Raw genomic sequence first — 24,656 nt, forward strand, 5'->3', positions numbered from 1 at the left:
CGACGACCTCACCCCCGTCCAGATCGCCGTCGGCTACCTGGACTCTCTCGAACGACGCCACTTGCGCGGCGACGTGCGGCTCGACCACCTCGGCGCCAACCGCTACTTCGCCCACAACCTCTCGCGGCGCCTTGATACCACCGCCGCGGACCCGCCCGACGTGATCACCGCGTTGATCGGGGCCAGCGTCGCCCGAGCGGGCTGGTGTACCCCCAGAATCCCGCTTCGAGGGCCGGCCTCCACCACCGTGGCCCGGGCAGGTGATCCGATGGCGCTGCCGCCGGGAGGGACGAGGATTGTGAGGGTTCTCGTCAGCACTCGCCGTGGTTCGAAAGCACTCGCCGCGGTTTCGAAAGCACTCGCCGTGTTTCGGAGGGATACCCGCGCCGTTCTGCCAGCCGCAGAACACCAGCCGGACCGGGCGCGACGGTCACTACAGTCCGGTCTCATGACGACGATCAGCACGCGTACGGTCGAGTATCCGGCCGATGGTCTGACGATGATCGGGCACCTCGCGCTCCCGGCCGGCGTCGACCGCCGGCCCGCTGTGCTGCTCGGGCCGGAGGGCACGGGGCTCAGCGACGTCGAACGCCGCCGGGCCGACGCTCTCGCCGAACTGGGATACGTGGCACTGGCCTTCGACCTTCACGGCGGGCGCTATCTGGACGACCCCGAGGAGATGCTGGCCCGTTGTCTGCCGCTGCTCGCTGATCCCGACCGGATGCGGGGCATCGGCCATGCGGCGCTCGACGTGCTGCACGCCGAACCGCGGACCGACCCCGACCGGATCGCCGCCGTCGGCTACGGCACCGGGGGTGCCGTCGGGCTGGAACTCGGGCGCGACGGCGTCAGCCTGCGCGCGATCGGGACGGTCAACGCACCTACCACGGGCCGACCGGGCGAGGCGGCGCGCATTCGCTGCCCGGTGTGGGCCGGGGCCGGATCGGAGGACCCGATCATGCCGCCCGCACAACGGGACGCGTTCGCCGCCGAGATGCAGGCCGCGGGCGTCGACTGGCGCCTCACGGTCTACGGCGGCGCCTTGCACGCCTTCCACCACCCGCCGGTCGGCCACCCTGTGGTCCCCGGCGTCGGCCACCACCCACGGCACGCGCAGCGAGCCTGGCGCGACATCGTCGACCTCCTCGCCGAGTGCCTGCCCGTGACGGAGGACCTGGGGCACGACCGGGGCAAGCATGCCGATGCCGGGCACTGACACGCGCACTCGCCCCGCCCGGCGGGAGCACCGGATATCCACACGATCACGGCGGCCGGGGCGGCGCGCGCTCTCGACCCCCTCAACCTGCCGCGCAACACACCACGGTCACTGCCGAGCCCCATCACCATGACCCGCTGCCCCGTCCAAGGGCGCCGGAGGACCTCAACCGGCCCCGCCCGGTCCCCGGAAACGACCAAGGGCCGGTTTCGGATTGCTCCGAAACCGGCCCTGATCAACGACTGTCTCCAGTCGGGACGACAGGATTTGAACCTGCGACCCCTTGACCCCCAGTCAAGTGCGCTACCAAGCTGCGCCACGTCCCGCTGCCCGTCTGACCTGGGGTTTCCCCTGGCTGAACGCGCATGAGAACAATACCGCACTCCAGCGGGTGGTCACCAACACCATTCCGGGCTTGACCTCAACCGTGCTTGATGTTGAACGCTCGGTGCCATGACGAACACGACCACCGCGCCGGCACGCGACCTCCGCGAATTCCATGACCTCGACCGCCTGATCGCCCTGATGACCGGCGCCGAGAAGCACGCCCCCGCCGCCCACTCCACGCTCGACGCCCTGTGGGTGCTCTACGACAGGGTGCTCCGAGTCACACCGGACACGGTCGACGCCCCCGGGCGGGACCGCTTCCTGCTGTCCAAGGGGCACGGGCCGATGGCCTACTACGCCGTCCTCGCCGCACACGGCTTCTTCGGCGAGGAGCTGCTGCCCGGCTTCGGAGCGTACGACTCACCTCTCGGCCACCACCCGGACCGCCTGCTGGTGCCGGGGGCGGAGATCGGCAGCGGTTCCCTGGGGCACGGGCTGCCGCTCGCCGTCGGAACCGTGCTGGGGCTGCGCGCCCAGGGCCTCACCGATCCCCGGGTCTGGGTTCTCATCGGCGACGCCGAGCTGGACGAGGGCAGCAATCACGAGGCCATCGCCCACGCGGGCCCGGCCGGGCTCGAACAGCTCCACACGCTGGTGATCGACAACGCGTCCGCCACCCACGGCTGGCCCGGCGGGATCGCCTCCCGCTTCGCGTCCGCCGGATGGGCGGCGGCGACCGTGGACGGCCGTGACCACGAAGCCCTGTACGCGGCGTTCACCGCGCCCCACCCGGGCAAACCACTGGCCGTCGTCGCCCGCGTGGAACCCAAGAGCTGACCCCGCCGACCGCCCCCGTACGACCACCACCGCGCGACCGCCGCTTCGCCTACCGGAGCCCCCAGGAGGGACCCCTTCATGGACACCATGCGTGACCGATTCATCAGCACCGCCTCGCGACTCCTGGACGAGGAGCCCCGGCTGGCCGTCGTCCTCGCCGACATCAGTGCCGACGGCTTCGCCCCTGCCCGGCGCGCCCACCCCGACCGGGTGATCAACGTCGGAATCCGGGAGCAGCTGCTGGTCGGGGCCGGCGCCGGGATGGCGCTGACGGGGATGCGGCCGATCGTGCACACCTTCGCCAGCTTCCTGGTCGAGCGACCCTTCGAGCAGGTCAAGCTGGACTTCGGGCACCAGGGGGTCGGTGGGATCCTGGTGAGCGCCGGCGGCTCGTACGACTGGCCGGCCGGGGGCTTCACGCACATGGCCCCCGGTGACGTAGCCCTCCTGGACACGCTCGACGGCTGGACCGTGCACGTTCCGGGCCATCCGGACGAGGCCGAGGCCCTGCTGCGGGAGTCGGTCGCCGGCGACGACCGCGTGTACGTGCGCCTCTCCCTCCAGGCGAACCGGGAGGCACTGCCGGTGAGCGGCACGGCCGGGTTCACCGTGGTGCGCGAAGGGCGGCGCGGGATCGTGATCGCGGTCGGCCCCATGCTCGACAACGTCCTCGCCGCGACCGAAGGAGTGGACGTCACCGTGCTGTACGCGACGACCGTGCGGCCGTTCGACGCGGCGGGGGTGCGTCGGGCCGCCGGTGCGGCCACGACCGCGGATGTGGTGATCGTGGAGCCGTATCTGGCGGGCACCTCCGCCGCGGCGACGGGCGAAGCGCTGATCGACCTGCCCCACCGGGTGCTCGGGCTGGGAGTGGGCCGTGCGGAGCTGCGCCGGTACGGGCAACTGGAGGAGCACCTCGCGGCGCACGGTCTGGACCCGCAGGGCCTGCGGAAGCAGATCACCGGATTCCTGCGCTCCTGATTCCGGGACCGCGCATCCGCGCGCCCCGGCCGCCCTCCCCCCTCCCTCACTCTTCTCCTCCCATCCCGCCCCCGCCCCTCTCCTCTCACCCCTCGCCCTCCCCCGCCGCCCCGCCCCCCGACGCGCCCAGCTCCGGGTGCGCCGCCCTCAGCCGGCGCGGGGCGACCTGCCGCCAGGAGTCGGCGAGGATGGCGGCCAGCTCACCCGCGTCCTCCAGGACGGACAGCCGGACGCGCATCCAGGCGTAGTGGTCGTCGTGCCCCTCACGGATGAAGAACTTCTCCGGCTCGGCGGCGATCAGCTCGGCACGGTCCTCCCGGGGGCACTTCACACCCATCGCGCTCTCGTCGTCGCCCAGCGAGGCGAAGATCTTGCCCGCAACCCGGAAGGTGGGCTGGCCCCAGGCGAGCTTCTCCGTGGTGTCGGGCAGGGACAGTGCGGCCGAGCGGACATCGGCGGCGGTGATCGCGGCGTCGGCGGTCATCCCGGGCCTCCGTTTCGAGGTGCCCCCGGCGGCTTCTCACCGGGATTCGACCGTAACGCCCCGCACTGACATCCACGCGCGACCGCGCCTCGTGCCCCGCCCGGCGCGCTGGGCCCCGCAGACCCATTGACCCCGTCGGAGAGCTGAACCTACTCTGAACGACGTACTCCAGAAAGCGCTTTCTATCCCCCTTCGTCGGCATCTACCGCACAGGGAGCGCCCCATGAGACGCCGTTCGTTACGCCGGGCCGGCCACGTCGGCCGACCCCCCGGCGGCCCCTCCCCCCTCATCGCCGTCACCTCGCTCCTGGCGCTGGTCCTCGCCCTGCTGGTGGCGTCGCCGACCGACGCGCAGGCGGCCGCCTCGTACCGGGTGCTCGTCTACTCCGAGGTCACCAACTCCGACCACACCTCGATCCCGGCCGGGATCGAGGCGGTGCGGAAGCTCGGCGCCGAGCACGACTTCGGGGTGGAGGCCACCGCCGACTCCTCGGTCTTCAACGACGCCGACCTCGGCCGGTTCCAGGCGGTCGTCTTCAACAACACCAACTCCACCCCGGAGACGGATGACCTGCTCGACTCCGAGGAGCGGGCCGCACTCCAGCGGTACGTCCGGGCGGGCGGCGGCTGGGTCGGCCTGCACTCCGCGTCCGCCAGCGAACGCGACTGGGAGTGGTACGAAGGGCTGGTCGGCGCGATCTTCGACAAGCACCCCACCCCCCAGACCGGCCGGGTCAAGGTCCTCGACCACACGCACCCCTCGACGAAGCACCTTCCCGACCTCTGGGAGCGCCAGGAGGAGTGGTACAACTGGCGCGCCAATCCCACGTCCAAGGTGCACACCCTCGCCCAGATCAAGGTGCGGGACGGGATCGACGGACTCGACGAGGGCGTCGATCACCCGTTCTCCTGGTGCCAGAACTACGACGGGGGCCGCTCGTGGTTCACGGCGGGCGGGCACGACGAGGCGTCCTTCCACGAGGAAAGGTTCGTCCAGCACCTCCTCGGCGGCATCCAGTGGGCGGCCGGCGCGGCGGAGGGCGACTGCACCGCGACCCGTACGGGTTCGTTCCAGCGGACTCCGCTCGCCACGAGCGATCTGGCCGACCCGTTCGAGCTCGCCGTCACTCCCGACCGCCGGGTGTTCTTCGCTCAGCGGACCGGCAAGCTGAAGGTGATCGACCAGGAGACGATGAAGGTCTCCACCGCGCTGGACTTCGCCTACACCCCCGAGATGACCAGCCAGTCGGACGGGCTGCTGGGGCTGACGCTCGACCCCGGCTTCGCGGAGAACAACTGGCTCTATCTGCTGTACTCCGACAAGGTCGAGAAGCGGCTGAACCTGTCCCGTTTCACCGCGGACGGCAACACCGTCGACCCGGCGTCGGAGAAGCGGCTGCTGACCGTGCCGACGCTGCGCGGTGAGGGCCGGGCCAACTCGCACATGGCCGGTTCGCTCGCCTTCGACAAGGACGGCAACCTGTACGCGGCGACCGGCGACAACACCGACCCGTTCGCCTCGGACGGCTTCACACCGATCGACGAGGGCGAGGGCCGCCGCGCCTGGGACGCTCAGATGACCGCGGGCAACACCAACGATCTGCGCGGCAAGATCCTGCGGATCACCCCCGAGGACGACGGCACGTACTCCGTTCCCGAGGGGAACCTCTTCGCCCCGGGTGCGGAGAAGACCCGGTCCGAGATCTACGCGATGGGCGTGCGCAACCCGTTCCGGATCGCCACCGATCCGCTGAGCGGGGCCCTGATGGTCGCGGACTACGGCCCCGACGCCCGCGCGGCGAAGGCGGACCGGGGCCCGGAGGGCACGGTCGAGTACACCCGCATCACCGGGGCGGGGAACTTCGGCTGGCCGTACTGCGTCGGGAACAACACCCCCTTCAACGACTACGACTTCACGACGAAGACGTCCGGGCCGAAGTTCGACTGCTCCGCCCTGGTCAACGACTCGCCGAACAACACCGGTCTGCGGGAGCTGCCGCCGGCCCAGCCCGCCACGGTCTGGTACGCCTACTCCGCCTCGGCCGAGTTCCCGGAGGTGGGCACCGGCGGGGGCGGCCCGATGGGCGGCCCGGTCTACGACTACGACCCGGACAACACCTACCGGACCAAATTTCCGGAGTACTTCGACGGGAAGGCGTTCAACTACGAGCTGACCCGGCGCTGGTTCAAGACGTTCTCGTTCCAGAGCGAGGACCAGACCTTCACCGATCCCCGGTTCGACCCCGTGGAAGCGGGTGACCTCCAGTCGATCAACGGCATCTTCGAGGACATGGAGTGGAACCAGCCCTTCGACGCGGACTTCGGTCCTGACGGGGCCATGTACGTCATCGACTTCGGCCTGGGGAGCGGCACCGGCCGCGGCGGCAGCAACGAGGGCGCGGGCATCTACCGGATCGACTACGTCGGCGACGGCCGACTGCCCGACGCCAAGATCTCCGTCGACCGGGACAGCGGAACGGACCCGCTGACCGTGAAGTTCTCCAGCGAGGGCTCGGGGCTGCCCGGAGACCAACCGGTCGGCTATGCCTGGGACTTCGACGGCGACGGCACCACGGACTCGACGGAGGCCAGCCCCTCGCACACGTACACCGCCAAGGGGCTGCACACCGCACGGCTGACCGTGACCGGCCCCGACGAACTGACGGCGCTGGCGGTGCAGGACATCACCGTGGGCAACACCAGGCCCGAGGTGACGATCCAACAGCCGCCGGAAGGAGGCATGTTCAGCTTCGGGGACACGATCCCGTTCACGGTGAAGGTGACCGACAAGGAGGACGGTCGGCGCGGTCCGATCGACTGCTCGCGGGTCGTGGTGCAGTCGCAGCTCGGTCATGACACCCATCTGCACCCGCTGGACAACTACACCGGCTGCACGGGCGAGATCGTCACGGACGCCGGGGACAGCCACGGTCCGGGACAGAACCTCTACTACGGCATCACCGCGCAGTACGAGGACAAGGGGGCTGCCGACGCCCCGGCGCTGACCGGCTCGACCTCGCTGACCCTGCGCACCTCCTTCCGTGAGGCCGAGCACCGCACGGCGACGGGTGGCTCGAACGGCGGCGTGGACATCGGCAGCCGGGCCGACGCGTCCGGCGGCAAGCGGCTGATCGAGATCGAGGACGGTGACTGGATCGGCTTCGACCCGGTGAACCTCAAGGGCGTCGACTCCGTGACGGTCGGCGCGTCGTCGGGCGGGCTCGGTGCGACGGTGGAGTTCCGGGCCGGCTCCCCCATCGGCGCGCTGCTGGGCTCGGTGAAGATCCCGAACACCGGCGGCTACGAGAAGCTGATCTCTCCGACGACGAAGCTCAAGAACCCGGGGGGCACGACCACGCTGTACGCCGTCTTCACCAACCCGGACTGGGCTCCCGGCAAGGCCGATCTGCTCTCGGTCGACTGGCTGCACTTCAACGGCCCGGGCGTGGAGAAGAAGGCCGGGGCCAAGGTGACGGTGAAGGCCGGGCCCACCTCCGGCACCGCTCCGCTCGCCGTGTCGCTGACCAGCACGGTCAGGCCCGCTCAGGGCCGCACGATCGCCTCGTACCACTGGGACTTCGGCGACAACGTGAAGCCGTCCGGGCCCGAGGGCGCGACGGCGACGCACACCTATGACCGCAGGGGCGCCTACACCGCGCGTCTGACGGTCACCGACGACAAGGGTGACACGAGCAGCGGCGCCGTCCGCATCGACGTGAAGTGAGGAGCCCCATGGGAACGAAGCAAGCGCATGGAGCCCGAAGAGCCTTTCTCGGTACGGCGTTGGGGGCGGTGGCCGCCGTCGGGCTCGGCGCGGCCCCGGCCGCAGCGGCCGACCGCCAGGGCTGTCGGCGCATCCCCACGTCAGGGATCGGGATGCACCTGTACACCATGCGGACGCCGCTCGCCGCGGACTTCTCGGGGACGCTGGAGCGGCTCGCGGAGATCGGGTACGCGACCGTCGGCGTCAGCGGCCGGCACGGCAACGCCCCCTCCGGGATACGGCAGATGCTGGACCGTTCCCGGCTCAAGGCCGTGCTGGAGCACGTCGGCTACGACATCGTGACGGGCTCCGGACTGCCGCAGGCGCTGGAGGACGTCCATACGCTGGGCGGCAAGTGGATCGTGGTGCCGAGCCTGCCGGGTTCGCTGCACTCGCCGGACGGATACCGGGAGGTGGCACGGCAGTTCAACCGGGCGGGTCTGGCCGCCCGGGAGTCCGGGCTGAAGCTGCTCTACCACAATCACGGCGGCGACCATGAGGTGGTGGGCGGCGTCAGCCTGTACGACATCCTGCTGAACGAGACCGATCCGGAGCTGGTCGGTTTCGAGCTGGACGTGTACTGGGCGGCCGAGGGCGGCTCCTCCGACCCGGGCGAACTGTTCGTCCGGCACCGGGGCCGCTTCCCTGCCCTCCATGTGAAGGACATGGCGCCGAACGGGGACTTCGCGGACGTCGGGTCGGGGATCCTGGACTTCCCGGCCATGTTCGACACCGCGCGACAGGGCGGGGTCAAGCAGTGGCTGGTGGAGCACGACGCCCCGGCCGATCCGTTCGCCTCGGCGCGGACCAGCTACCGGTATCTGTCCCGGTTGCGCTACTGAGCGAGGGAGCCGGCGGTCCGGCCCCGGGCGCGCGGTACGGCGCCCGGGGCCGGACCGCGTTCGGCGCCGGGCGGACGCGCGGCGCCTTCCGGGGTGGCCCCATATGGCCCACCCACCGAACGAGGTTCTGTCGCGGTGCACTTCGCAACGGTCCACTGGTCGACCACCTGCGACGCATGCGGGGCGGCCACACGCTGTTCGGGAACGCAGGCCGTGGTGGACGACCGTTTGCACGGGGACGAGGAGCCCCTCGGCTCCCTCCGAACTGCTGGCATGCGAATGGCGCGCGGCCGGCATCGACGCCGTGACCGTACGGCCGTAGCCCCGCCGCGCGCCGCGTGCCCCGGCACCCCGTTACGCGACCGTGCCGGGCAGGAGGCCTGCCCGGCACGTACCGTTCCACCGCTTCCCGCCGCCCCTCGGGCTCCCCTCAGTCCTGCGCGGACATCAGTCCTGTGCGGACACCGCGCCCAGCAGATCCCGGATGTGCGCCGCCGCGGCACGGAACTCCGGGCGGCCCAGCGTCTCGCTGTAGTCGCGCTCGGCGGGCAGGCCCACGTCGATGATCTCCGTGACGGTGCCGGGGCGCGGGCTCATCACCACGACCCGGTCGGCCAGGTAGACCGCCTCCGAGATGGAGTGGGTGACCAGCAGGACCGTGGTGCCGGTGGTCCGCCAGATCCGGTTCAGCTCGGTGTTCATCTGCTCGCGGGTGAGGGCGTCGAGCGCGCCGAACGGCTCGTCCATCAGGAGGACCGGCGGTTCGTGGAGCAACGCCCGGCAGAGCGCTACGCGTTGCTGCATTCCGCCGGAGAGTTCGTGCGGGTAGGCGTCCTCGAAGCCGGTCAGGCCGGTCATCCGGATCAGCTCGTCGGCCCTGGCGCGCGCCACCGTCGGCTCCATGTGCCGGATCTCCGCCTGGAGCAGGATGTTGCGCAGCGCCGAGCGCCATTCCAGCAGGGCCGCGCGCTGGAAGACGTAACCGATGTCGTGCCGGGGCCCGGTGACGCGCTCACCGCCCAGCAGGACCTCCCCCGAGGAGGCGGTGAGCAGGCCGGCCACCAGCTTGAGGAGGGTGGACTTGCCGCACCCCGACGGCCCGACGATGGCGACGAACTCGCCCGGCGCCACGTCCAGCGAAACATCGCCGATCGCGGTGACGTCGCGCTTCTTGCTGCGGAAGCGAACCGACACGTCCGCGAGCCGGACCGCCGCCGCAGGGCCCGACCCGACGGCCGACCCGGCGCGAGGGGTCGTCTGCTGCTTCTGCATCGTCATCCCTTCAGCGCCTTCTCGGTGTCCCAGTACTCCGCCACGGCCTTCGGCTTCGTGACCATGCCGGCCTCGGCGAACACGTCGATGGTCTGCTGCCAGTCCGCCTCGGTGTTGACTCCGGGCGCCTTGCCCTTGGTCGCCGCCGTGTGGAGCAGGGTCAGCGTCGTCGCGAACTGCTCGGACAGCACCGCCTTCGGCGGCAGTTGCCCGGAGGCTCCTTCCATCGCCGCCACGGCCGGTTCGGGCGCCTTCGCGGCGGCCGCCCACGCTTCACTGACCGCCTTCACCATGCGCTCCGCCACCTCCGGCTTCGAGCTGAGGATCTTCTGCCCGGCGAGCAGCCCGTTGGAGTAGAAGTTCAGTCCGTGCTCGGAGAACCGGATGTAGGACACCGGCTTCCTGGCCTTGTCCTGCATGATCGGGCCCTGGTCGCTCGCGTAGCCGAGCAGCCCGTCGGTCTTCCCCGATATCACCGCGGCGATCTTACCCGCCGGGTCGGTGTTCTGGACGGTGACGTCCGATTCCCCCATGCCGTTCTTCTTCAGGAAGATCGGGAAGGTCTTGGACAGCGCGTCCCCGGCCGTCCCGGCGATCGTCCGTCCCTTCAGGTCGGCGGGCCCGCCGATGCCCTTGGCGTCGAAGGACTGTACGGAGGCCGGGGTGGTCTGGAGGAAGACGCCGAGGCTCTTCACCTGGACGCCCTGGTCGACGCCGGCGAGCAGGGCCGGGGTGTCGGCCCAGCCGAAGTCGGTCTGCCCGGCGGCCGTCGCCTGGACCGTCTTCTGGGAGCCCTGGCCCGCCCGGATGTCCACGTCGATGCCGTGCTTCTCGAAGATCTTCTGCTGTTTGCCGTAGTAGAACGGCGCGTGTTCGCCGTACGGATACCAGTTGAGCGTCAGGGTGACCTTGTCCAGCTTCTTGCCGGAGTCACTGGTGCTGGTCGACGCGTCCTCGCCGCCGCAGGCGGTGGCGGCCACCAGAGCGAGGGGTACGACACCGATCAGGAGTCTGCGCGCATGCATGGGATGGCCCTTCTCGCGACGGGGATTCAGAACGTGGTGGTGGCCGAGGACTCACGCCGGCTGGCGTGCCACGGCAGGAGCAGCTTCTCGGCGATCTCGACGATGACGAACAGCACGACGCCGATCAGCGACATCACCAGCAGCCCCGCGAAGAGCATCGGGGTGTCGAGGTTGCCGTTGGCCTGGAGGATGACGTAGCCGAGTCCTTCGTTCGCCCCGACGAACTCGCCGACGACCGCACCGGTCACCGCGAGGGTGACGGCCACCTTGAGCCCGGAGAACAGGTGCGGCAGGGAGGCCGGGAACCGGATCTTCACGAAGGTCTGCCAGGGCTTCGCCCCCATGGTTGCGGACAGTTGGAGCATCTCGGGATCGACCGCCTTGAGCCCGGTGACCATCGAGATCACCACCGGGAAGAAGGCGATGAGCACGGCGATGAGGATCTTGGGGGCGATGCCGAACCCGAGCCACACGACGAACAGCGGGGCGATGGCGATCTTCGGCACGACCTGGGCGAAGAGCAGGATCGGGTAGAGGGTGCGCTCCACCGTCGAGGAGTAGACCATCACCACCGCGGCGAGCACACCGACGGCGACCGCGATGACGAAGCCGAGGAGCGTCTCGTACGTCGTCACCCAGGTGTGCTGCCAGAGGTACCCGGTCTTCGAGGTCAGGACGTCCAGCGTGGCGCCGGGCGACGGCACGAGATAGGGCTCGATCAGCTCGGCGGCCGCGATCACCCACCAGACCACCAGAGCGGCCAGCAACAGGGCGAGGGGCCGCCAGCTCTGCTCCGCCGCGCGGGCGAGCCGCTCCCCGGTCGTGGGGCCATCCCTGCGGGCGACCCCCGCCACATCGGCGGGGCGCTTGGCCAACGCGCTCTGGCTCACGATGAACTCCCTGGACTTCGGGGGCAGTTGTGGAGACCTGTGCAATGCTGCGATGCTGCGGACCCTTACCGTGAAGGCGCTTTCAGAAAGCGCTTTCTGGTAAGGTGCCGCCACGCTAATGACTGCTCCCTCGCACGGTCAATAGGTCGTCCCGAAGTTTCGGGACCCTGCCACCACCGCACCCCTGGGGGTCGAGTTGAGTGAACGGGAAACACCGGTCCGCCCCGATACGCGACGACGGGCCCCCGCAGCCCATGTGACGCTCGACGCGGTGGCGCGCGAGGCGGGCGTCTCGCTCGCCACCGCGTCCCGGGCGCTGAACGGCACCACCCGGGTCCGCGACGATCTGCGCGGGCGGGTCCGCGCGGCGGCCGATCTCCTCGGCTACATCCCCAACGCCCACGCCCAGGCCCTCGCCAGCCCCGAGGGCAACCGTACGGTCGGGCTGATCTGCCACGACGTGGGCGACCCCTACTTCGCGGGCATCGCCAGTGGGGTGATGCGCGCCGCCGCCGAGCAGGACCTGCTGGTGATGCTGGCCTCCACCTTCCGCGAACCGGCCCGGGAGATCGCGTACGTCTCGATGCTGCGCGCCCAGCGGGCCCGGGCCATCCTGCTCATCGGCTCCGGCTTCCAGGACCGGGGCTGGGAGCGGGCGATGGACGCGGAGCTGGAGCCCTACGTCCGGGCGGGCGGGCGGGTCGCGGTGGTCAGCCGGCACCGGAGCATGCGGGTGGACACCGTGCAGCCGGAGAACCGGGCCGGGGCGGCGGCGCTCGCGGCCTCGCTGGTCGCCCTGGGCCACCGGGACTTCGCGGTGCTGAGCGGGCCTCCCGAACTGACCACGGTGGCTGACCGGTTGGCGGGATTTCGCGAGGGTCTCGCCACGGCGGGCATCGCTCTGGAGCGGGTGGTGCGGGGCGCGTTCACGCGGGAGGGCGGACACGCTGCGGCACGGCGGTTGCTGGCCTCCGGGGGCCCGCGGCCGACCTGCGTGTTCGCGGTGACCGATGTGATGGCCGTCGGCGCGCTCGCCGCGCTGCGGGAGGCCGGCGTACGCGTCCCCGAGGACATGTCGCTCGCGGGGTTCGACGACATCCCCGTCGTACGCGAGGTGTCACCGCCGCTGACCACGGTGGCGCTGCCGCTCACGGAGATGGGCGAGCAGGTGATCGCCCTCGCCCTGCGGACGCCTTCGGGGGCGGGGCGCTCCCGGGTGCTGCGGATCGAGGGGAACGTGGTCCTGCGGGGCAGCACCGCCGCACCGCCGGGGAGTTGAGCACGGCACCGCCTGTGGAGGAGATGGCGTCAGAGGGGGTGGTGGCCCTCCCGGTCGTCGATCTGGAGGACGAGTTCATGGGCGAGCGACTTGATGGTGTCGAGCCCGGCCCGGCCCCAGGGGCGCGGCACGGTGTCGACGGCACAGACGGTGCCCAGCGCGATGCCGGTGCGGTCGATCAGCGGCGCCCCGAGGTAGGAGCGGATGCCTATGTCGTCCACCACCGGATTCCCCGCGAAGCGCGGGTAGTCGCAGACGTCGTCCAGGACGAGGGCCTTGCGCCGGACGAGGACGTGCGGGCAGTAGCCGTGGTCGCGGGCCATGTACCGGCTGCTGCGGTTGCTGCCCGCCGCGGCCGAACCGAGTTGGTGGCCGCCGCGGTTGCCCGTGGGCGTGTGCAGTCCCGCGAAGAACTGCCGGTTCTCGTCGATGAAGTTGACCATCGAGAAGGGTGTGGCGGTGACTTCCGCCACCTTGTCGGCGAAGGCGTCGAAATTGTCGTAGGAGGCGTCGGGGCGTTCGCCGAGATCCAGCTTGCGCAGCCGCTGCGCGCGGGCCGGGCCGTGCCGGTCGGTGGGCGTCAGGAGCATCCGGCCGGTGGCGAAGGATGTCACGGGTGGGCTCCGAAGGTCTGTAGTGGGGCGGGCGCCGTGGTGGCGTTGATGAGGTGTTGTACGAGGGTGACGAGGGCGCCCGTGCCGGAGCTGGCGATCCGGGCGTCGCACAGGACGACGGGCACCTCGGGCCCGAGGTCGAGCGCGGCACGGACCTCGTCCGGCTCGTAGCGGTAGGCGCCGTCGAACTCGTTGACGGCGACGATGAATCCGATGCCGCGCCGTTCGAAGAAGTCCACGGCGGCGAAGCACTCGGCGAGGCGCCGGGTGTCGGCCAGCACCACGGCCCCGAGCGCGCCGTGGGAGAGCTCGTCCCACATGAACCAGAAGCGTTCCTGGCCCGGTGTGCCGAACAGGTAGAGCACGTGCTGCTCGGAGAGGGTGATGCGCCCGAAGTCCATGGCGACGGTGGTGGCCGTCTTGGACTCGACGCCCTCCAGATTGTCCGTCCCCACGCTCACCTGGGTCAGCAGTTCCTCGGTGCTCAGCGGGGCGATCTCGCTGACCGCGCCCACGAACGTCGTCTTGCCGACGCCGAATCCACCGGCGACCAGGACCTTGAGTGCCACGGGGAAGAACTCGGAGGTTCGGGTGCGGTCAGAGCTGTCGTCGTAAACCATCGAGCACTGCCTCCAGCAGGGATCGGTCGGTGGGCATGTCGTGGAAGGCGGGAGCGTGCGCGGTGACCGCACCGCAGGCGACCAGGTCGGAGAGGATGACCTTGGCGACGACCGCGGGCAGCCGGAGGTGCGCGGCGATCTCGGCGACGGACATCGGCCCTTCGCACATGCCGAGGGCCACGGTGTGCTCCGGTCCGAGCGGAATGTCCGGCTCGATGCCCGTGGCCATGATCAGGGACAGCAGGTCGAACTCGGTGGACGGCCGGGTGCGGCCGTTGCTGATCGTGTACGGGCGGATCAGCCGGCCGGCCGCGTCGTCGAGCAGGGGCCCGTCCTGCGGGACCGGCATCCTCAGCGCCCCGGGGTGAACGGCGCCCCGGCCGGCTGCCGCAGCGGGGTCGCCAGATAGGGGCGGACACTCTTGACCAGCATCGCCATCTCGTAACCGAGCACCGCGGCGTCCGCCTCGCGCCCCGAGAGGACGGCGAGACAGGTGCCGGATCCGGCAGTGGAGACGAACAGGAGCGTGGAGTCCAGTTCGACGACCACCTGCCGTACGTCCCCGTTGTCCCCGAAGCGGGCGCCGGCACTGCGGCCCAGCGAGTAGAGGCCGGCGGCCAGGGCTGCCATGTGGTCGGCGCTGTCGGGGTCCATGCCGTGCACGGATTTCACCAGCCCGTCGGCGGAGAGCAGGACCGCGCTGCGTGTGTAGGGCACGCGTTGGACCAGTCCGCTCAGCAGCCAGTCCAGGTCCGAGACCTGACCGGACGGCATTTCGGTCGTCATGGTGTCTGCTCCTTGAAGGTGGTGTCTTTTCGGGGTTCCGGGACGATCCGGCCCGGCAGGAAGGTCTCGGCCGCGAACGCTCCGGGCTCGCCCGGTTCGCGGTCGTGGGCGCTCCCGGCGTAGGTGCCGCGCTGGTACGCGGGGCTGTCGTGCGGGTACGCGTCGGGCGGGTAGCTGTCCGGTACGGGCAGACCGGCCACGGGCCGTGCGTGGTCCGGTCGCGACGCCTCGGCCGGACCTGGGCGGCCGGGCGGGGCAGGGCGGTCGGGCGGGATGGTGGCTCCGCGTACGGGAAGGGGCGAGAGGGACTCCAGCGGGGCGTCCAGCGCGGTCCGGCCCCCGGTCCCCGTGGCACCCGGGCTTCCGTATCCGTCGTCGGCGCTCTCCTCCCGGGCGGTCTGGGCCTCGGCGAGATCGACGCCGCGGCGGAAGGCCGCCATGAGACCCGGGTCGTGCACGGCGTGCTCGTCCTCGACACGCGGGACGGGCGCCTCGCGCAACTGCGGGACGAGGGATTCCTGATTCGTCCGCTTGGGCAGGTCGGGCCGGGAGCGGGACGGGGCCGGGCCGTCGTCGCGCTCGGGCAGGGAGGCGTGCGGCGCCGGGCGGTCGAGGCGCTCGGCGCGCGGCGGGAGGGGTGGGGCCTCCCCCGCGGGCGGTTGCGGGCTGCCGTTCTGCCGGTGATCGCCCGCCGGCGGCCGCGGGCCGCCGTTCTGCTGATGGCCGGTCCCCTGCGGCGGTGCGCCCGTGGAGGTCATGGCCGGAGCCGAGGACCGGGTCGTGCCGCTCCGCGGCGGGGCGGCGGGGGCCTGGGCCTCGACGGGCGGCCGGTGCACGGCGCCGGGGGGCGGTACGGGCACGGCGCCGGGCGGCTGCGGGGCGTCGGGGTCGGTGCCGAGCAGCGACTGCGGGAGGACCAGCACCGCCTGCGTACCGCCGTAGATGTTGCTCTGCAGCCGGACGGCGATGCCGTGGCGACGAGCCAGGGCCGAGACGACGAACATGCCGATCCGGCCGTCCTGGAGCAGGTGGGCGACGTTGACCTGGTCGGGGTCGGAGAGCAGGGCGTTCATCCGCTTCTGCTCGTGGTCCGGCATCCCGAGACCGCGGTCCTCCACCTCCAGGGCGAGGCCGGCGGTGACGTGCTGGACGCGCAGCAGCACCTGGGTGTGCGGGGCGGAGAACACCGTGGCGTTCTCGACCAGCTCGGCCAGCAGGTGGATCACGTCGGCGACGGCGTGGCCGCGCAGGGTGCCCTCTATCGGCGGGACCAGCTTGACCCGGGGGTACTGCTCGACCTCCGCGATGGCCGAGCGGAGCACCTCGGTCATGGTGACCGGGTTGCTCCACTGCCGCCGGGAGACGGCCCCGCCGAGCACGGCGAGGTTCTCCGCGTGGCGGCGGATCCGGGTGGCGAGATGGTCGACGTGGAAGAGGCCCTTGAGGAGATCGGGGTCCTCGACCTCGTGCTCCAGCTCGTCGAGGATCTGGATCTCGCGGTGGACGAGTGATTGCAGCCGTCGCGCGAGGTTGACGAAGACCTCGACCTTCTGTTCGTTGCCGGCGCTGCTGAAGAGCTGGGACGCCTGGACGACGGCGGCCACGGCGGCGCCCTGGGCCCGCGCCATCTCCTGTCCGAGCAGGTCGAAGGCGTCGGCTCCGGGCGCGGGGGGCTGCGCCGGCGGCCGGGCGGCGACGGCTTCCCCGTTGCTGAGCTGTTCCATCACCCGTCGCAGCTCGGCCTGGCCCTGGGCGCTGGCACGCCGGAGCGCGAGGGCCCGGTCGAGCACCTGGCCGGCGACGCGGTTGGCGCCGAGGTAGGCGGCGGCGACGGCGGCGACGGCGAGCGCGCCGGATCCGCCGAGCGCCGCCCAGAGGCTGGGCGAGGCGTCGACGGCTCCGGCACGGACGGTGAAGATGACGGCCGCGGCGCCGCTGAGCACGGCGGCGACGGCCGGGAGCAGCGCGGTCCGCAACAGCTGGGGCCGTATGCGGGCGTCGGGGGCAGGCACTGCGGCGCGCGGCCTGCTCGTGGCCGAGTGGGCGCGCGTGCCGGGGCGGCCGTGCCGCCCGCCCTCACGGCGGTCCGGTCGCGCGTCGGGTGCGCGAAGTTGAGACATCAGCGTCCTCGGTACAGGGGGCACGGGAGATCGGCGGTCGTGCCGGCGTCCATGAGGTGGCCCCTACGGTGGTCGGTCAGGCGCGGGTCATCGGTCGGGCAGGCCCGAACGTTATGAGCCCACCGTTGATCACCGGGCACACACGGTAGTCGTCAATGGCGTATGCGCGACGGGCAGTTGTCGAACTTGCCCGCCATCCGTCCCACTCTGGTATGACCTCTCGCACGTGCGCCCGATTGCGCCACCTTGACCCCGATTCGACCCGGGGCACCGCGGCGCCGCCCACATGCTGGACACTTCGGGGCCGTCCAGGCCGCGTCCGGGGCACCCCTGCGGGGTTTACCCGCAGGTAAGGGACCACCCGACGGGGCGAGGGCCCGGCCGGTTACCATATGAGCGCCGCCTAGCTCGAAAGATAAACTTGTGACTGTCAATGACGACTCGTTCACCAACTGGATGCACCGCGAGGAGATCGCGGAGTCGATGATCCCGATCATCGGGAAGCTGCACCGCGAGCAGGACGTCAATGTCCTGCTGCACAGCCGCTCCCTGGTGAACAAGTCGGTGGTCAGCATCCTCAAGACGCACCGCTTCGCCCGGCAGATCGCGGGCGAGGAGCTCTCGGTCACCGAGACGATGCCCTTCCTGAAGGCCCTGACGACGCTCGATCTCGGCCCCTCCCAGATCGACATAGGCATGCTGGCCGCGACGTACCGGGCCGACGGGCGCGGACTCTCGGTCGAGGAGTTCACCTCCGAAGCCGTCGCCGGGGCGACGGGCGCCAACAAGATCGAGCGCCGCGCTTCGCGTGACGTGGTCCTCTACGGCTTCGGTCGTATCGGCCGGCTCATCGCCCGCCTGCTCATCGAGAAGGCCGGCTCGGGCAACGGCCTGCGCCTGCGGGCCATCGTCGTCCGCAAGGGCTCCGGTCAGGACATCGTCAAGCGCGCCTCGCTGCTGCGGCGCGACTCGATCCACGGCCAGTTCCAGGGCACGATCACCGTCGACGAGGCGAACAGCAGGATCATCGCCAATGGCAACGAGATCCAGGTGATCTACTCCGACGACCCGACAGAGGTCGACTACACGGCGTACGGCATCAAGGACGCCATCCTGATCGACAACACCGGCCGGTGGCGCGACCGCGAGGGCCTCTCCAAGCACCTCCGGGCGGGCATCGCCAAGGTCGTACTGACCGCGCCCGGCAAGGGCGACGTCCCGAACATCGTGCACGGCGTCAACCACGAGACGGTCAAGCCGGACGAGCGGATCCTGTCCTGCGCGTCCTGCACGACCAACGCGATCGTCCCGCCGCTGAAGGCGATGGCGGACAAGTACGGCGTACTGCGCGGGCACGTGGAGACCGTCCACTCGTACACCAACGACCAGAACCTGCTGGACAACTACCACAGCTCCGACCGCCGTGGCCGTTCGGCGGCGCTCAACATGGTCATCACCGAGACCGGCGCCGCCTCGGCCGTGGCGAAGGCACTGCCCGAGCTGAAGGCGCCGATCACCGGTAGCTCGATCCGCGTCCCGGTGCCGGACGTCTCGATCGCGATCCTCAGCCTGCGGCTGGAGCGCGAGACCACCCGTGAAGAGGTCCTCGACTACCTCCGCAACGTCTCGCTGGCCTCGCCGCTCAAGCGCCAGATCGACTTCATCAGCGCGCCCGACGCGGTCTCCAGCGACTTCATCGGCTCGCGCCACGCCTCGATCGTCGACGCGGGCGCCACCAAGGTCGACGGCGACAACGCCATCCTCTACCTCTGGTACGACAACGAGTTCGGCTACTCGTGCCAGGTCATCCGGGTCGTCCAGCACGTCTCCGGCGTGGAGTACCCGACGTACCCGGCCCCGGCGGTCTGACCCCGGCACGCTCCTCGGCACGCACCTCCCCCGGTGCCCGGCAGGCCTCCTGCCGGGCACCGGGCGTGTGCGGGGACGGCCGCCTCGGCGCGGGGCGGCCGGACCCGGGCGGGAAGGCTCGGCGGTAGTCGGTGCCCATCGCCTCTCCCCATCAACGCGCCCCGGGGCCGCACGACATGGTGTCGGCGGCCCCGGCAGGCGTCACACCGCGTCGCCGTCCAGCCCGGTCAGCCGGGCCGACTCGTCCCACAACGCCCGCGCCATGACCGGGTCCTGGGCGCGCCGCGACTTCCGGGCGGGCGCCGGGGCTCCCCGGGTCTCGCCCAGGCGGGCGGGGCCGTAGTAGGAGCCGCCCGGGGCATCCGGCAGCGTCGCCGCGTACAGCACGGGCAGAGCCCCCGCCGATGCCGACTGGGTGTACAGACGCGAGGCGCGCTCCAGCTTCGCGGCCCAGTTCCGCCCGGCCAGACGCGGTCCGGCCTGCCCCAACTCCGTTGCGGAGAGCCCGGGATGGGCCGCGAGCGCGACCAGGTCCCGGCCTGCGGCGCGGGCCCGCCGGTCCAACTCGTTCGTGAACAGCAGGTTGGCGAGCTTCGACTGGCCGTAGGCCCGCCACTTGCTGTACGCACGCTCGGCGTTGAGGTCCCCGAGGTCGATACGGCCGATCCGGTGGCCGATCGAGGAGAGAGTCACCACACGCGCCGGACCCCGGACTCCGAGGACGGGCAGCAGCCGGTTGGTCAGCGCGAAGTGGCCAAGGTGGTTGGTGCCGAACTGCATCTCGAAACCATCCGCCGTACGCAGTGGCGGCAGGGCCATCACCCCGGCGTTGTTCACCAGGAGGTCGAGCCGCCCGTCGACCTCCTTCGCGATGACCTCCGCGGCCTCGGCCACACTGCTCAGATCGGCCAGATCGAGGCGGACGAGCCGGGCGTCCGAGCCGGGGGCGGCTCGGTGGACGGCGTCCACGGCACGCCGACCGCGCTCCGGATCGCGGCACGCGAGAACGGTTCGCGCGCCGGAGCGGGCCAGGACGAGGGCGGTCACCGCACCGATGCCGCTGTTGGCGCCGGTGACCACGGCGGTGGAGCCGGAGAGGTCGGGCATGTCGTCAAGAGTCCAGGAGTGCATGGTGCGCGCCTCCCCCGTGCCGGCGTCGCCACACATGGAAGGCGCCCGGCGCCCGGCCCGCCGGGGCAGGACTCCGCCGCGCGGGCCGCACAGCCGCGGCTCAGACCCGGCCGAGGTCCGAGCTGACCCAGCGTTCGGGGCGCAGGGTGATCACCACCTGTTCGCCGTGGTTCTCCCAGGCGAAGTCCACGTAACCGGCGACCTTCTCGGCCGGAAGGTAGCGCGCCGACACCTCCTCCAGGTCCGCGCGCGTGGCGGGTCGGGTGTCGACGACGGGCCCCTCGACGGAGACGTACCGGATGGTCGGCTCCAGCCGGTCGACCAGCAGCGTGAACCGGCCCGCCTCGTCGATCAGTTCGGCCTTGCGCGAGGTGCGGCCGGTGAGGATGCGCACGTCGCCGCCCGGCGCGTACTGATACCAGATCGGAACGCTGAGCGGGGCCCGGTCGCCGCCCCGCGAGGCGACGGCCAGAGCGGCGACATGGGGTTCGGCGAGGAACTGTTCACGCTCTTCACGGGTGAGTGCCACGGCACGCTCCTTCGTACGGGTTCCGGGGGCTGGACCAGTGTGCCCCGTGCCGGGCGTGCCTCCCGTCACCGGCGCCGGAGTGCGCGGCGTGTCGTGCGGGGTGCCCCGCGGACCGCAGCGGGACACCCTTCGACCCGGCGCGCAGGGGCCCTAGGAGACGCCGGGAGCGTCCTGGGACCGTCGTACGACGGCCGCCCCGCGCAGCGCGACGGCGCACCAGAGAGCCACCAGGAGCAGCGCGGCCGCGGCCAGGCCCGCGACTTCGAGCGGTTCCGGCCGCCAGCCCAGGGACAGCCGGGTGCCGATCATGACGGTGCCGAGGAGGACCTCCGACGGGGAGTAGACCGGCACCCTGGCCGCCACGAACCGCAGGACGGCGCCCAGCACCAGGCCGATCGCGGCCCAGGCGAGCAGATAGGGCCAGAGCGCTCCCGGAGCGGCGGGCGGCAGGCCGTACTCCTCCGGGCCGATACGGAACAACGCGCCCAGCCATCCCAGCGCCAGTCCGGCGGCGGTGACGAGCGCCGCCCACAGCGCGTGGCGCCACAGCGGGCCGGACCGAATTCGCTCGTCCTCGTGCTCGTCCTGGGTGTCGACGGGATACGTGGTCCCGGGAAGATCCATCACACCCGATGAGACGCGCACCGGCCTCCGATCGTTGCGTCGTCGGCGGTGTCGGGAGCATGACGAAGACTCCACGGCCCGCCCCGAGGGCCGTAGCCCGGCGGCGACGGGCCAGGAGCGATCCGAACGGGAGGCCCTAGGCTCCCGCACATGAGCAAGGATCATGACGACGAGCCGATATTCGTCCGCTCGAACTGGGGAACAAGTCGCTACGTCTACAACCCGAACCATCCGATCGGTGTCGCCCTCATCATCGGATCCCTGCTGTTCGCCGCCGGGGGCATGTACTACCTCCAGGCGAGTTCCTCGTTGAGCGAGGGCGAGCTGCGCGACGCCGTGCACACGGCCGTCCGTGACCTGGAGTCGGAGCGACACACCTTCAACACCTGGACCGGTGGATACGACCGCCTGATCCGCGACGCGCTGGAGAAGAGCGGCGAAGGCCCCTCGACCGGCGGAGCGGTGTACGTCGAGGACGCGAACGATCCCCACGACGAGGACGCGGACCCGTCCGTCGACCTGTTCGAGGTCACGGCGAAGGACGTCGACGACGCGTTCTGTCTTGGCGTGTCGCCGCCGGAGCCCGAGTCGGCGCTGGAGAGCGTCACGGTCAGCCTCTCGATCACCGTCGAGGAGGGCCGGTGCTGAAGCCGGCCGCCACACCCTGGTGGGCCGGTCTTTCGACCGGCGCGGATTCAGCCTTGAAGGTGCCGCTGCGGCAGCTTCTACGGTCATGACCAGGGCCGGAAGAACCGGCCCGGCAAGGCGCTCGTGAGGGAGTGACGATGGACTGGCCGATCGCGGAGGTCGCCCGGATGTCGGGCGTGACCGCCCGGACCCTGCGGCACTACGACGAGATCGGTCTGCTGCCGCCGGCCCGGATCGGCTCCAACGGCCACCGCTACTACGAGGATCACCAACTCCTGCTGCTGCAGCAGATCCTCGTGTTGCGGGCCCTGGACGTCGGACTGCCGGAGATCGGCAGGGTCCTCGCCGACCAGGTCGACACGGTGGAGGCCCTGCGTGGGCACCACCAACGGCTGCTCGCGGAGAGAGACCGGCTGAACGCCCTGGCCGCGACCGTCTCCCGCACGATCGCCGAGCTGAAGCAGTCCAGAAAGGACGGTAGGCCCATGACCTCCATCAACCGACCGGAGAACCTGTTCGAGGGCATCCAGCCCTCTCGGTACGAGGAGAATCTGCGCGACTTTCCCGGGCTCGCCGAGAAGGCCGCCCGACGGGCGGCCGCCCTGACCCCGGCCGAGACCGAGGCCGGGCAGCGCGAGCGCACGGCGCTGATGATCCGGCTGGCCGAGCAGTTGGCCGCGGGCTCCCCGGCCGACGCCGGGCCCGTACAGGCCGAGATCGAGGGTCAGTACCGCGCGCTCACGGCATTGCACCCCGTGTCCGCCGACGAGTTCCGTGCGATCGGGCGCTCCTGCGTGGACAACGAGCAGTGGCGGGCCGCCTACGAGGCCATCGCCCCCGGCCTGGCCGCGTATCAGCGGGACGCCATCGAGGCCTACGCGGACTCCCGGCTCGCCTGACCGGCCACAAGGTCGCCGCCGGACGATCGGCGGCGACCGTCAGCGGTGAACGGCGAAGGCGGAGGCGCGGGTGGGCGGCTTCGCCGGGAATCCGGTCAGCGCTCCCAGGCAAGGTCGAGATCGCCCCGCGCCGCCGGTGCCGGGCCGGGTCCAGGTCCGGCCTGCTTCCCGGTGCGGCGCCACGGGCGGGCGAGGGAGGTGGACAGCGGCCGCCACCACGGCTCCACGGGGAGGTCTCCCGCAGGCTCGAACGGTTCCCCCGGCCGGGGGAAGGCCACCGCCTGCCCGGCGTCCTCCCCGGCGTCCTTCGTCCACTCCCCGGGCTCCGCCCACGCGTGCGGCGCCAGATTGAAGGTGCCCCAGTGGATCGGCAGCAGCACACCGTGCGGGCGGCCGCCCTGGAGGTCCAGGTGGGCGCGCATGCCTTCGGCGGGGGTCATGTGGATGTCCGGCCAGTACTCCGAGTACGCACCGATCTGGATCATGGTGGCGTCGAAGGGCCCGTGCTCGGCCCCGATGTCCCGGAAGCCGGGGAAGTAGCCGGTGTCCCCGCTGTGGTAGATCCGGTGCTCCGGGCCCGTGACAGCCCACGAGGCCCAGAGGGTGTGCTGCTGGTTGCGCAGTCCGCGGCCGCAGAAGTGGCGTGCGGGGGTGGCGGTGAGGCTGATTCCGGCGACGGTCGCGGTCTCGTTCCAGTCGAGCTCGCGCATCCGGCTCGTGGGGACGCCCCAGCGCTCCAGATGGGCGCCGACCCCGAGCGGCACGGCGAAGACCGTGTCGGTGCCCGCCAGGGCGCGGATCGTCGGCAGGTCGAGGTGGTCGTAGTGGTCGTGGGAGATGACGACCACGTCGACGGGTCCGAGCGCGGCCAGCGACAGCGGAGTGGGGTGCAGGCGCTTGGGCCCGGCGAACGGGAACGGGGAACAGCGCTCGCCCCAGACCGGGTCGAACAGGATTCGCCTGCCGTCGATCTCCGCCAGCACGCTGGAGTGGCCCATCCAGGTGAGCCGGAGCCCGGTGGCGGGGGGCGCGGCCAGGTCGGCGAGGGTCGTGGCGTGGACGGGCACGGTGCCCGTCGGTGTCCTGCGGGCCCGCTGCTCCTTCTGGAAGTAGATCTTGGCGAATTCGACGGTGGACCCGGAGGGCCGGGTCCTCGCCCCGACCGGGTTCTGGAACATCCCGTCGACGAAATGGGGCGAGCGGCGGATGCGCTCCATCCGCGCTCCGGCCGGATCGGCCCCGAAGGACTCGGTGCGCATCGAGCGCAGTTTCGTGCGGAACGGAAGCAAGTAGTCAGCGCCGGTCACAACATCTCCTGAGGGAGTCGGTGTCGTCTCATTATGGTCGGCCTGTACGACAGGGCGACCAGAAGATGCTGAACGGGGCAACCGCCCCGGCGGCGGCGACGTCAGCCACGCGATTGCCCGTAGACGTGGTCGATGCGCAGGGTGAGCAGCACTCTGCGGTCCTGGACCATGGCCCGCCGGTAGTCGTCCCAGTCGGGGTGCTCGCCCTTGACGTCCCGGTAGAGCGTGATCAGCGCCTCCACCGTGGCGTCGTCCGGCGCCGCGGCGGGCGGGGTCAGTTCCGCGGTTCCGTCGGCGACGGTCCAGGCCCAGCGGTCGTCGCTGGTGACGTGGTAGCTCGCCCGGGGGTCCCGCCGCAGGTTGCGGGTCTTGGCCCGGCCCTCGGTGATCGAGACGCGGACCACCCGCTCCTCGGGATCGAAGGCGTGGTTGACGTTGGACAGCTGGGGGCGTCCGTCCCGCTTCAGCGTGACCAGGACGCCGCCGTCGTGCTCACCGAAGAGACGGAGCAGTGCTTCCTGTGCCGGTTCGATTCGCGTCATGCAGGATGCAACGTCCGGGCGCTCCGGAGGATTCCGGTGTGCCCCGGCCGC

Annotated in this window: 23 protein-coding genes and 1 tRNA gene; 9 read left to right on the plus strand and 15 right to left on the minus strand. The window is 71.3% G+C overall.

What is annotated here, in order from left to right; translation table 11 throughout:
- Nucleotides 1-448: 448 nt before the first annotated feature.
- The gene (locus ACIRJT_RS35940; protein ID WP_403918001.1) at nt 449-1,216 is read left to right on the plus strand and encodes a dienelactone hydrolase family protein; all 768 of its coding nucleotides are present in this window, start codon (nt 449-451) and stop codon (nt 1,214-1,216) included.
- 252 nt (nt 1,217-1,468) lie between these two features.
- Here the strand turns inward: ACIRJT_RS35940 and ACIRJT_RS35945 are convergent.
- Nucleotides 1,469-1,542: transfer RNA gene (locus tag ACIRJT_RS35945), tRNA-Pro, on the minus strand.
- A 127-nt stretch (nt 1,543-1,669) separates the two neighbouring features.
- On the opposite strand from ACIRJT_RS35945, the gene ACIRJT_RS35950 reads away from it, so the two are divergent.
- Together ACIRJT_RS35950 and ACIRJT_RS35955 are read left to right on the plus strand one after the other, a co-directional pair.
- Nucleotides 1,670-2,380 (plus strand): transketolase, encoded by a 711-nt coding sequence (locus ACIRJT_RS35950; protein ID WP_403918003.1) that lies wholly within the window; start codon nt 1,670-1,672, stop codon nt 2,378-2,380.
- 78 nt (nt 2,381-2,458) lie between these two features.
- Nucleotides 2,459-3,361, plus strand: a complete 903-nt coding sequence (locus tag ACIRJT_RS35955; protein ID WP_403918006.1) for a transketolase family protein — start codon at nt 2,459-2,461, stop codon at nt 3,359-3,361.
- Nucleotides 3,362-3,446: 85 nt separating this feature from the next.
- Here ACIRJT_RS35955 and ACIRJT_RS35960 read toward each other — a convergent pair whose 3' ends face one another.
- Entirely contained in the window at nt 3,447-3,845 is a 399-nt protein-coding gene (locus tag ACIRJT_RS35960; protein ID WP_403918007.1) for an MmcQ/YjbR family DNA-binding protein, read from the minus strand.
- A gap of 223 nt (nt 3,846-4,068) precedes the next feature.
- Here ACIRJT_RS35960 and ACIRJT_RS35965 point away from each other — a divergent pair, with 223 nt between their 5' ends.
- Nucleotides 4,069-7,569: a ThuA domain-containing protein gene (locus ACIRJT_RS35965; protein ID WP_403918010.1), complete on the plus strand. Its 3,501-nt coding sequence runs from the start codon at nt 4,069-4,071 to the stop codon at nt 7,567-7,569.
- 8 nt (nt 7,570-7,577) lie between these two features.
- The gene (locus ACIRJT_RS35970; RefSeq protein WP_403918012.1) at nt 7,578-8,450 is read left to right on the plus strand and encodes a sugar phosphate isomerase/epimerase family protein; all 873 of its coding nucleotides are present in this window, start codon (nt 7,578-7,580) and stop codon (nt 8,448-8,450) included.
- A 447-nt stretch (nt 8,451-8,897) separates the two neighbouring features.
- Here ACIRJT_RS35970 and ACIRJT_RS35975 read toward each other — a convergent pair whose 3' ends face one another.
- Genes ACIRJT_RS35975 through ACIRJT_RS35985 form a run of 3 tightly spaced genes read right to left on the minus strand, consistent with a single transcriptional unit; the run spans nt 8,898 to nt 11,637 of the window.
- Nucleotides 8,898-9,728, minus strand: coding sequence for an ABC transporter ATP-binding protein (locus ACIRJT_RS35975; RefSeq protein WP_403918015.1), 831 nt, complete (start codon nt 9,726-9,728; stop codon nt 8,898-8,900).
- Nucleotides 9,725-10,747 carry an ABC transporter substrate-binding protein gene (locus tag ACIRJT_RS35980; protein ID WP_403918016.1) on the minus strand — a complete coding sequence of 341 codons (1,023 nt, stop codon included), beginning with the start codon at nt 10,745-10,747 and terminating at the stop codon, nt 9,725-9,727. The genes ACIRJT_RS35975 and ACIRJT_RS35980 overlap by 4 nt, the downstream gene beginning before the upstream one ends.
- A 26-nt stretch (nt 10,748-10,773) precedes the next feature.
- Nucleotides 10,774-11,637 (minus strand): ABC transporter permease, encoded by an 864-nt coding sequence (locus ACIRJT_RS35985; protein ID WP_403918019.1) that lies wholly within the window; start codon nt 11,635-11,637, stop codon nt 10,774-10,776.
- Between the two features lie 256 nt (nt 11,638-11,893).
- Between ACIRJT_RS35985 and ACIRJT_RS35990 the strand changes: the two genes are divergently transcribed.
- The gene (locus ACIRJT_RS35990; RefSeq protein ID WP_403918132.1) at nt 11,894-12,916 is read left to right on the plus strand and encodes a LacI family DNA-binding transcriptional regulator; all 1,023 of its coding nucleotides are present in this window, start codon (nt 11,894-11,896) and stop codon (nt 12,914-12,916) included.
- 29 nt (nt 12,917-12,945) lie between these two features.
- On the opposite strand, the gene ACIRJT_RS35995 is transcribed toward ACIRJT_RS35990, so the two are convergent.
- The 5 genes from ACIRJT_RS35995 to ACIRJT_RS36015 are packed head-to-tail and all read right to left on the minus strand — an operon-like array spanning nt 12,946 to nt 17,056.
- Nucleotides 12,946-13,530, minus strand: a complete 585-nt coding sequence (locus ACIRJT_RS35995; RefSeq protein WP_403918022.1) for a GAF domain-containing protein — start codon at nt 13,528-13,530, stop codon at nt 12,946-12,948.
- Nucleotides 13,527-14,150: a GTP-binding protein gene (locus ACIRJT_RS36000; RefSeq protein WP_403918024.1), complete on the minus strand. Its 624-nt coding sequence runs from the start codon at nt 14,148-14,150 to the stop codon at nt 13,527-13,529. Before ACIRJT_RS36000 ends, ACIRJT_RS35995 begins: the two co-directional genes overlap by 4 nt.
- Nucleotides 14,128-14,499: a DUF742 domain-containing protein gene (locus tag ACIRJT_RS36005; protein ID WP_403918026.1), complete on the minus strand. Its 372-nt coding sequence runs from the start codon at nt 14,497-14,499 to the stop codon at nt 14,128-14,130. The genes ACIRJT_RS36000 and ACIRJT_RS36005 overlap by 23 nt, the downstream gene beginning before the upstream one ends.
- Nucleotides 14,500-14,501: 2 nt before the next feature.
- Entirely contained in the window at nt 14,502-14,936 is a 435-nt protein-coding gene (locus ACIRJT_RS36010; RefSeq protein ID WP_403918029.1) for a roadblock/LC7 domain-containing protein, read from the minus strand.
- Nucleotides 14,933-17,056 carry an ATP-binding protein gene (locus ACIRJT_RS36015; RefSeq protein ID WP_403918032.1) on the minus strand — a complete coding sequence of 708 codons (2,124 nt, stop codon included), beginning with the start codon at nt 17,054-17,056 and terminating at the stop codon, nt 14,933-14,935. Before ACIRJT_RS36015 ends, ACIRJT_RS36010 begins: the two co-directional genes overlap by 4 nt.
- A 423-nt stretch (nt 17,057-17,479) precedes the next feature.
- On the opposite strand from ACIRJT_RS36015, the gene ACIRJT_RS36020 reads away from it, so the two are divergent.
- On the plus strand, nt 17,480-18,925 hold the full coding sequence (locus ACIRJT_RS36020) for a glyceraldehyde-3-phosphate dehydrogenase (RefSeq protein ID WP_403918034.1): 1,446 nt from the start codon (nt 17,480-17,482) through the stop codon (nt 18,923-18,925).
- A gap of 201 nt (nt 18,926-19,126) precedes the next feature.
- Here ACIRJT_RS36020 and ACIRJT_RS36025 read toward each other — a convergent pair whose 3' ends face one another.
- From ACIRJT_RS36025 to ACIRJT_RS36035, 3 genes are all read right to left on the minus strand, one after another.
- Nucleotides 19,127-20,056, minus strand: coding sequence for an oxidoreductase (locus ACIRJT_RS36025; RefSeq protein ID WP_403918036.1), 930 nt, complete (start codon nt 20,054-20,056; stop codon nt 19,127-19,129).
- A 100-nt stretch (nt 20,057-20,156) separates the two neighbouring features.
- Nucleotides 20,157-20,585, minus strand: coding sequence for a pyridoxamine 5'-phosphate oxidase family protein (locus tag ACIRJT_RS36030; RefSeq protein ID WP_403918038.1), 429 nt, complete (start codon nt 20,583-20,585; stop codon nt 20,157-20,159).
- A gap of 150 nt (nt 20,586-20,735) precedes the next feature.
- Nucleotides 20,736-21,209: a hypothetical protein gene (locus ACIRJT_RS36035; protein WP_403918041.1), complete on the minus strand. Its 474-nt coding sequence runs from the start codon at nt 21,207-21,209 to the stop codon at nt 20,736-20,738.
- A 150-nt stretch (nt 21,210-21,359) separates the two neighbouring features.
- Between ACIRJT_RS36035 and ACIRJT_RS36040 the strand changes: the two genes are divergently transcribed.
- Both ACIRJT_RS36040 and ACIRJT_RS36045 read left to right on the plus strand, forming a co-directional pair.
- Nucleotides 21,360-21,857 carry a hypothetical protein gene (locus tag ACIRJT_RS36040; protein ID WP_403918042.1) on the plus strand — a complete coding sequence of 166 codons (498 nt, stop codon included), beginning with the start codon at nt 21,360-21,362 and terminating at the stop codon, nt 21,855-21,857.
- Nucleotides 21,858-21,994: 137 nt separating this feature from the next.
- Nucleotides 21,995-22,756: a MerR family transcriptional regulator gene (locus ACIRJT_RS36045; RefSeq protein WP_403918045.1), complete on the plus strand. Its 762-nt coding sequence runs from the start codon at nt 21,995-21,997 to the stop codon at nt 22,754-22,756.
- Between the two features lie 95 nt (nt 22,757-22,851).
- On the opposite strand, the gene ACIRJT_RS36050 is transcribed toward ACIRJT_RS36045, so the two are convergent.
- Nucleotides 22,852-24,063 (minus strand): MBL fold metallo-hydrolase, encoded by a 1,212-nt coding sequence (locus ACIRJT_RS36050; protein ID WP_403918048.1) that lies wholly within the window; start codon nt 24,061-24,063, stop codon nt 22,852-22,854.
- Nucleotides 24,064-24,164: 101 nt separating this feature from the next.
- Nucleotides 24,165-24,605: a PPOX class F420-dependent oxidoreductase gene (locus ACIRJT_RS36055; protein ID WP_403918051.1), complete on the minus strand. Its 441-nt coding sequence runs from the start codon at nt 24,603-24,605 to the stop codon at nt 24,165-24,167.
- Nucleotides 24,606-24,656 lie beyond the last annotated feature (51 nt).

The organism is Streptomyces sp. NPDC102283 (genome assembly GCF_044766265.1).
Lineage (GTDB): Bacteria > Actinomycetota > Actinomycetes > Streptomycetales > Streptomycetaceae > Streptomyces.